The organism is Kitasatospora sp. NPDC059817, assembly GCF_042731835.1.
Taxonomy (GTDB): Bacteria; Actinomycetota; Actinomycetes; order Streptomycetales; family Streptomycetaceae; genus Kitasatospora.
Genome location: NZ_JBHWIR010000227.1, coordinates 1 through 7194 on the forward strand (window position 1 = coordinate 1; position 7194 = coordinate 7194).

7 protein-coding genes are annotated in these 7194 nt (G+C 74.9%); 6 read left to right on the forward strand and 1 reads right to left on the reverse strand.

Annotated features, from left to right (window positions below; genetic code table 11):
* Nucleotides 1-92 precede the first annotated feature (92 nt).
* Nucleotides 93-722 (reverse strand): hypothetical protein, encoded by a 630-nt coding sequence (locus ACFV61_RS31350; RefSeq protein WP_380495275.1) that lies wholly within the window; start codon nucleotides 720-722, stop codon nucleotides 93-95.
* 135 nt (nucleotides 723-857) lie between these two features.
* On the opposite strand from ACFV61_RS31350, the gene ACFV61_RS31355 reads away from it, so the two are divergent.
* From ACFV61_RS31355 to ACFV61_RS31380, 6 genes are all read left to right on the forward strand, one after another.
* A complete protein-coding gene (locus tag ACFV61_RS31355) occupies nucleotides 858-1535 on the forward strand; it encodes a response regulator transcription factor (RefSeq protein WP_063346253.1) in 678 nt (225 codons plus the stop codon).
* Nucleotide 1536: 1 nt separating this feature from the next.
* Nucleotides 1537-3072, forward strand: coding sequence for an ATP-binding protein (locus tag ACFV61_RS31360; RefSeq protein WP_380495277.1), 1536 nt, complete (start codon nucleotides 1537-1539; stop codon nucleotides 3070-3072).
* Between the two features lie 94 nt (nucleotides 3073-3166).
* Nucleotides 3167-4252 carry a substrate-binding domain-containing protein gene (locus ACFV61_RS31365; RefSeq protein ID WP_380495279.1) on the forward strand — a complete coding sequence of 362 codons (1086 nt, stop codon included), beginning with the start codon at nucleotides 3167-3169 and terminating at the stop codon, nucleotides 4250-4252.
* Nucleotides 4253-4341: 89 nt separating this feature from the next.
* A complete protein-coding gene (locus ACFV61_RS31370; protein ID WP_380495281.1) occupies nucleotides 4342-5103 on the forward strand; it encodes a class I SAM-dependent methyltransferase in 762 nt (253 codons plus the stop codon).
* Nucleotides 5104-5169: 66 nt separating this feature from the next.
* Nucleotides 5170-5637, forward strand: a complete 468-nt coding sequence (locus ACFV61_RS31375) for a GNAT family N-acetyltransferase (RefSeq protein ID WP_380495284.1) — start codon at nucleotides 5170-5172, stop codon at nucleotides 5635-5637.
* A gap of 137 nt (nucleotides 5638-5774) precedes the next feature.
* Entirely contained in the window at nucleotides 5775-7187 is a 1413-nt protein-coding gene (locus ACFV61_RS31380) for a pyridoxal phosphate-dependent aminotransferase (RefSeq protein WP_380495286.1), read from the forward strand.
* The last annotated feature ends 7 nt before the right edge of the window (nucleotides 7188-7194 follow it).

Genomic DNA, 7194 nt, shown 5'->3' on the forward strand with positions numbered 1-7194 from the left:
CGGCCAGGGCGTCCGGGCGGGCCGCTACCCTTGTAAGCGTAGCGGACCGGGCAGTCGTCGTGTGCCGGATCGTCGTCGCGTGCCGGGACAAGTCAGCGCCCGGACCCGTCGACGACCGTGTTCCCGGTCAGCTCACCGCTGGTGCCGTCCACGGTCACCAGGTGACGCACGCCGTCCGGGCCCACGACCACCACGGCCCAGGCGGCGGAGCCGCCCTGCTGGGCGACGCGCCGCAGCGACTCGGCCCGCCCGCCGGGGACGGCGCCCTGCGCCTTCTCCAGCGCGGTCGAGGCGGCGAGGGAGGGGAGCGGGGCGGGGGCGGTCCGGCCGCGCTTGGCGTGCCCCTCGCCCCGGTCGCTCCCGGCGCTCCCGGCGGTCCCGTCGTGCGCGTTGCGGCCGCCGTTGCGGCCACCGTGCTCGTCGGACGAGCCGCCCTCGGCCCGGCTCAGCCCGCGGTGGTCCCCACGCCCGTGCTCCTCGTGCGCGACCGCCAGCGCCACCAGCCCGCCCGCGCCGATCAGCGCGACGGCGGCCACCCCGGCGGCGATCCGGCGCTCCCGTCCGCCCGCCCAACCGCGCAGCCGCGCCGCCCGGGGCCGCTTCGACTGCGGCTGCGCCTGCTGGGTCGGCTGCGCCTGCGAAGCCTGCTCCGGGTCCGCCGGGTCCGCCGGGCCTTCCGGGTCCTCCGGGAGCGGGGTGGTGGACGACGTGGCGTCGCTCATCGGGCGTTCTCCTTGCCTCGGCTGCTCAGCGCGCCCGGATCCCCCCGGGCGCGCCCGGCGATCATGGCGGACCGTTCCTGAACCCCCGCTTAAGCCGCGGACGGACCGCGCGGAACCACCTGGCACCCTGAACGGATGCACATACTCGTCGTCGAGGACGAACGCCGGATGGCCACCGCGCTGCGCCGCGGCCTGGAGGCCGACGGTCACACCGTCGACACCGCCCACAACGGGCCCGAAGGCCTCGCCCTCGCCGACCGCCACCCCTACGACGTGATCGTCCTCGACATCATGCTGCCCGGCCTCAACGGCTACCGGGTCTGCGCCCGGCTGCGCGCGAGCGGCTGCCGGGCCGGGATCCTGATGCTCACCGCCAAGGACGGCGAATGGGACGAGGCGGAGGCCCTGGACACCGGCGCCGACGACTACCTGTCCAAGCCGTTCTCCTTCGTCGTGCTGCTCGCCCGGCTGCGCGCCCTGCACCGCCGGGTCGACCAGCGGCGCCCGCGCCTGCACACCCTCGGTGACCTGGTCCTCGATGCCAACGCCCGCACCTGCGTCCGGGCCGGCCACCCCACCCAGCTGACCGCCCGTGAGTTCGCGATCCTGGAGTACCTGGCCGCGCGCGCCGGGACGGTGGTCTCCAAGCGGGAGATCCTCGACCACGTCTGGGACGCCGACCACGACGCCGACCCGAGCATCGTCGAGGTCCACATCCACGCCCTGCGGCGCAAGATCGACGCCCCGTTCGGCCGCGCCGCCCTCCAGACCATGCGCGGCGCCGGCTACCGGCTCGCCCCCGACGGCGGCTGAGATGCGCCCGCGCCTGTGCCCGCGCCGCCTCCTCACCCCGCCGCGCCGCCCCGGGCTCCCACGCCCGCTGCGCCGCTTCGTCCCCCGGTCCGTGCGCGCCCGGGCCACCGCCGCCGCCGGTACGGTGCTCGCCGCGGCCCTGGCCCTGGCCGGCGCCGGACTGCTGACCGCCCTGCACGCCGACCTGGTCGCCTCCGCCGCCTCCGCCACCCGGCAGCAGGCCGAGTCCGTCGCCCAACTCGCCGTCCAGGGGCGGCTGACGCCCGTCCTGCACGCCGGCCACGGCACCGACTTCCTCCAGGCCGTCGACGCCCATGGCACCGTCCTCGCCGCCAGCCCCAACCTGGCCGGCCGGACCGCCCTCACCGCCGCCCACCGCACCGGCTCGCGCACCACCGACGACGTCGACCCGCTGTACGACCACCACCGCCAGCGGCTCACCGCCGTCACCGCCGACACCCCGGGCGGGCCGGTCACCGTCTACGCGGGCGCCTCGTTGCGCGCCGCCGACGAGGCACTCGACACCACCCAGGCCGCGCTCGCCGTCGCCTGCCCGCTGCTGCTGCTCATCGGCGTGGTCGTCACCTGGCGGGTGACCGGGCACGCGCTGCGGCCGGTGGAGGCCATCCGCGCCGAGGTCGACGCGATCACCGGGCGGGACCTGCACCGGCGTGTCCCCGAGCCCGGAACCGCCGACGAGATCGCCCGCCTGGCCGCCACCATGAACGCGATGCTCGACCGGCTGGAGGCCTCCGGACGGCGCCAGCGGCAGTTCATCGCCGACGCCTCGCACGAACTGCGCAGCCCGCTCGCGGTGCTGCGCACCCAGTTGGAGGTCGCCGACACCCACCCCGACCCGGCCGTCCGGGCCGAACTGGTGCACGGCGCGCTCCAGGACACCGACCGGCTGCAGAGCCTCGCCACCGACCTGCTGCTGCTCGCCCGGCTCGACGCGGGCGGCGCCGAGGACCGGCCCCGGCAGCGGATCGACCTCACCGCGCTGGTCGCCGCCACCGTGCTCGGCCGCCCGGCCGGCCCGCACCGGCGCACCACCGACCTGGCCCCCGCGGTGGCCGTCGAAGGCATTCCTCTCTGGCTCGGCCGGCTGCTCACCAACCTGCTCGACAACGCCGACCGGCACGCGGCGGGCGCCGTCCACGTCCGGCTCGCCGCCGACCGCGCCCGGGGCGTGGCCGTCCTGGACGTCGAGGACGACGGCCCGGGCATCCCGCCCGCCGACCGTGAGCGCGTCTTCGAACGCTTCACCCGCCTCGACGACGCCCGCAGCCGCGACGAGGGCGGCAGCGGCCTGGGCCTGCCGATCGCACGCGACATCGCCCGCCACCACGGCGGCACCCTGGCCGTCACCCCGACGCCGTCCGGGGCCCGGCTCACGGCGGCCCTCCCGTTGGCCGCCGTCCCGCTGGCCCCCGCCCCGGGGCCTGCCGTCCCGCTGGCCCCCGCCCCGGGGCCTGCCGTCCCGCCAGCCTCCGCCTCGCGGACGCCTTTTGACGGACACCCGCCGACGGTGGCTTGAGACCCATTCGGCGCACCGGGATCGTGGTCGCGGCCGAAGGTTCCCAGACTCGAACGAAAGAGGGGTGGACCCAACCAATCGGAAAGGCATCCTCATGAGCATCGGGCTGCGCCGCGTCCTCGCGGTGACCGCAGCGATTTCCCTCGGCCTGGGCGCGGCGTCCTGCGACAGCGCGTCGCAGTCGTCCAGCGGCGGCTCCGGCGGCGGAGCGGGCGCCCCCCCCCGCCCCGGCCCGCGGGGGGGGCGGCCCGCCGACCGCGCGGCGCAGACGCCGCGGGGCGGCCCCGCGGGCGGCCGGCCCCCCCCCCCGCCCGCGGCCGGGGGGGGAGCCGGGCGGATAGCCCTGCTGCTGCCGGAGGCCAGGACGACTCGCTACGAGCAGTTCGACCGGCCGCTGATCGAGAAGAAGATCAAGGAGCTGGCGCCGGACGCGCAGATCGACTACTACAACGCCGGCCAGGACGCCGCCGTCCAGCAGACCCAGATCGACGCCGCCGTGAAGAAGGGCGCCAAGGTGCTGATCCTGGACGCGGTGGACGCCGAGTCGATCCAGGCGTCGATCCAGAAGGCGCACGACGCGGGCGTCAGGGTGGTCGCCTACGACCGCCTCGCCCAGGGCCCGGTCGACGCCTACGTGTCCTTCGACAACCGCAAGGTCGGCGAACTGCGGGGCCAGGCCGCGGCGGCGGTGGTAGGCGGCACGGCGGACGTCGGCGAGGCGATCACGACCAACGGCTCGCCCACCGACCCCAACGCGGCCGATCCCAGCGCGGCCGACCCCAACGCTGCCGTACCCAGCGCGGTCGGCTCCAACGCGTCCGATTCCGAGGCGTCCGGCCTGAGTGTCCCGCTGACCGGCCAGGACTTCCAACTCGACGGCGTGCAGAGGATCCTGGCGGGCGCCCAGGCCATGTCGGTCTACAAGCCCCTCAAGTCGGAGGCCGACGTGGCCGCGCAGCTGGCCGTCGACCTGGCCTACGGCCAGGAAATCGGCGGCGCCCTCGTGCCGACCACGGTGACCAGCGGCAGCAGCGACAAGGTGCCGACCGGCCTGATCGCCCCGGTCGCGCTCACCAAGGACAACGTCAAGGCCACCGTGGTCGCCGACGGTCTCTTCACCGTCGCTCAGATCTGCACGCCGGACTACGTCGCCGCCTGCTCCGCGGCCGGCCTCCAGTAGCCGCGGCGGGTGCCGGTTCGCTCGCCCGGCGCGTCCGGGCGGCGGCCGGGCGGGCGTGAGCACCCCCGCGCGGGCCCTATGCTGCGGAGATGCCGAGTGAGTTGCGCACTCTCAAGCCGGAGACCGACCAGCCGGAGACCCACCCGTCGGAGACCGATCAAGCGGAGACCGACCAGCCGGAGGCCGATCAACCGGGGAGCCGCCCGTCGGAGGCCGACCTCGCCTTCATCCGGCGCGAGACCGAGCTGAAGCCCGTCCCGTTCGTCCCCGAGGTCGGCCTGCACATGGCCGAGGACGCGATCACCCTGTGGGAGACCACCGAGCGGGCGCGGGGGGAGGTCGGACTGCCGCCGCCGTTCTGGGCGTTCGCCTGGGCGGGCGGGGTGGCCGTCGCCCGCCACGTGCTGGACCACCCCGAGCTGGTGGCCGGGCGGGCGGTGCTCGACGTGGCCGCCGGGGGCGGGGTGGTCGGCGTCGCGGCCGCGCTGAGCGGCGCCGCGTCCGTGCGCGCCGCCGAGATCGACGCCTACGCGGTGGCCGCCATCGGCCTCAACGCCGAGGCCAACGGCGTGCGCGTGGAGGCCGCCCTGGTGGACCTGGTGGACGGCGACGGCGCCCCGGCCGACGTGGTGCTCGCCGGTGACGTCTTCTACGAACGGGCCATGGCCGCCCGTTTCCTGCCCTTCCTGGAACGGGCCGCCGCGCGCGGCGCCACCGTCATCGTCGGCGACCCCGGCCGGGCCTACCTGCCCCGGGAGCGGTTCACCGCGCTCGCCGCCTACCAGGTGCCGGTCGTCGCCGACCTGGAGGACACCGCCGTCAAGACCACCACGGTGTGGCGGCTGGGCTGACGGCCCGTCCGTCCAGGCTGCGGAATTCCCGGCCGCCGGGCGGAACCGCCTGCTAAACAGGCCGCCATGACCGACGAGATCGCTCCGCGCACTCCCGCCCCCGACGGGATCGTCCTGCGCACCGCCGCCCCCGACGAGATTCCCGCGCTGCTCGCCCTCTGGGCCAGGGCGGCGAAGGGCGCCAGCATCACGGACGACGCCCCGGGCGTGGCCGCGCTGCTCGCCCAGGACCCGGAGTGCCTGATCGTCGCGACCCCGGCGGGCGACCCGGCCGCCGTCCTCGGCACCGTGATCGCCGGCTGGGACGGCTGGCGCTGCCACCTCTACCGGCTCGCCGTCGACCCCGACCACCGCCGCCGGGGCATCGGCGCCGCCCTGCTCGCCGCCGCCGAGGAGCGCTTCGCCGCGCTCGGCGGCCGCCGCGCGGACGCCATGGTGCTGGACGACAACGCCCTCGGCCACCGCACCTGGGAGGCCGCCGGCTACCGCCCCGAACCGCAGTGGAGCCGCTGGGTCAAGCCGCTGACCGCCTGACCCCGCCCCCGTCCGGACGGGCGCCGAGCGCTGGCGGCCGTGCCCGGGACGTGGTCCGCTGGGGCCGATGCGTGTGCGAACGACCATGTTCCGGCACGCCGCCCAGCCCACCCCGCGAAGCCCGGACAAGGACTGCCATGACCGACGACACCCGCACCCTCGCCTCTCCCGAGGCGGCCGCCGAACAGCTCGCCCGGATGACCGACCTGGAGCAGGCCCTCGCCTACTTCCACCAGCACGTGGCGTCCCCCAAGGCGGTCAACCTGTCCGTCGCCGAGAACGTCCTGCTCTACCACCACTCGATGAAGAAGAAGGTCTTCGACAACATCCAGCTGATCCCCGAGCGGTACATCCAGTACATCGACTCGGCCGGGACCTTGGAGGTGCGCCGGCCGGTCGCCAAGCTGCTCACCCTGGCGCTCGGCGCCGAGGTCGACGAGGGCGACGTGTTCGGCGTGGCCGGGGTCTCCTCCGCGCTGGAGTGCATCGCCTTCGCGCTCAAGGGCGCCGACCCGGTCGGCCCGCCGCTCAAGGACGGCGACGAGGTGCTGATCCCCGCGCCGTACTGGCAGGGCTTCAACTGGTCCTTCCAGGAGCGGCCCAGGCTCAGGTGCGTCCCGGTGAACCTGCCGACCACGGGGGAGGACCGGTACCGGCTCACCCTGCCCCTGCTCAAGAAGGCCTACGAGGACCGGAAGGCGGCCGGCCGCACGCCGCGCCTGCTCGTCCTCACCAACCCGCACAACCCGCTGGGCGTGAACTACTCGCGGGCCCTGCTGGACGAGATCTACGGGTGGGCGCTCACGGACACCGACCTGCACATCATCTCGGACGAGATCTACTGTCACTCCCAACTCGACAGCAGCACAACGAAGTTCACCAGCGCGCTGGCCCTGAAGGCGTACCGGGAGCAGCCCGACCGGATCCACGTGGTCTGGGGCTTCGCCAAGGACTTCGGCCTGTCCGGCTTCCGTACCGGCTTCGTGATCTCCCGGAACCCCGCCGTGCGCAACACCATGCTCGGCAACAACGACCCGGCCGAGCCCACCCACCCGCTGCCCTGGTTCAGCCCCTTCGACTCGCTGAAGACCTACGTCATCCAGGACCTGCTGAGCGCCTCCGCCAACGGCCCGGGCGGCGAGCTCTACACCACCTACGCGATGCGGGAGTACCGCACGCTGCTCAAGACGAGTTTCGACAAGGTCAAGGCCGCCCTGGACGCCGCCAGGATCGACTACGTGCACCGGCCCGGCGACAACGCCGCCCAGTTCTTCTGGCTCGACCTCACCAAGTACCTCGGCAAGCACCCCGTCCACGGTCACGAGGAGGTGGCCGGGCTGCCGCTCGCCCGGCCGAGCGGACTCGACCCGAAGGAGGAGCTGCTGTTCAGGTACCTCATGGCCGAGCCCACCGAGGTCACCCTGCTGCCCGGCGGCACCATGCACAACCCGGCACCCGGCTTCTTCCGCCTCTGCTTCACCGCCCGCCAGCCCGAGGACGTCGTCGCCGCCGTCCAGCGGGTGGGGACGGCGCTGGGGAAGCTGAAGTAGCCGGTAC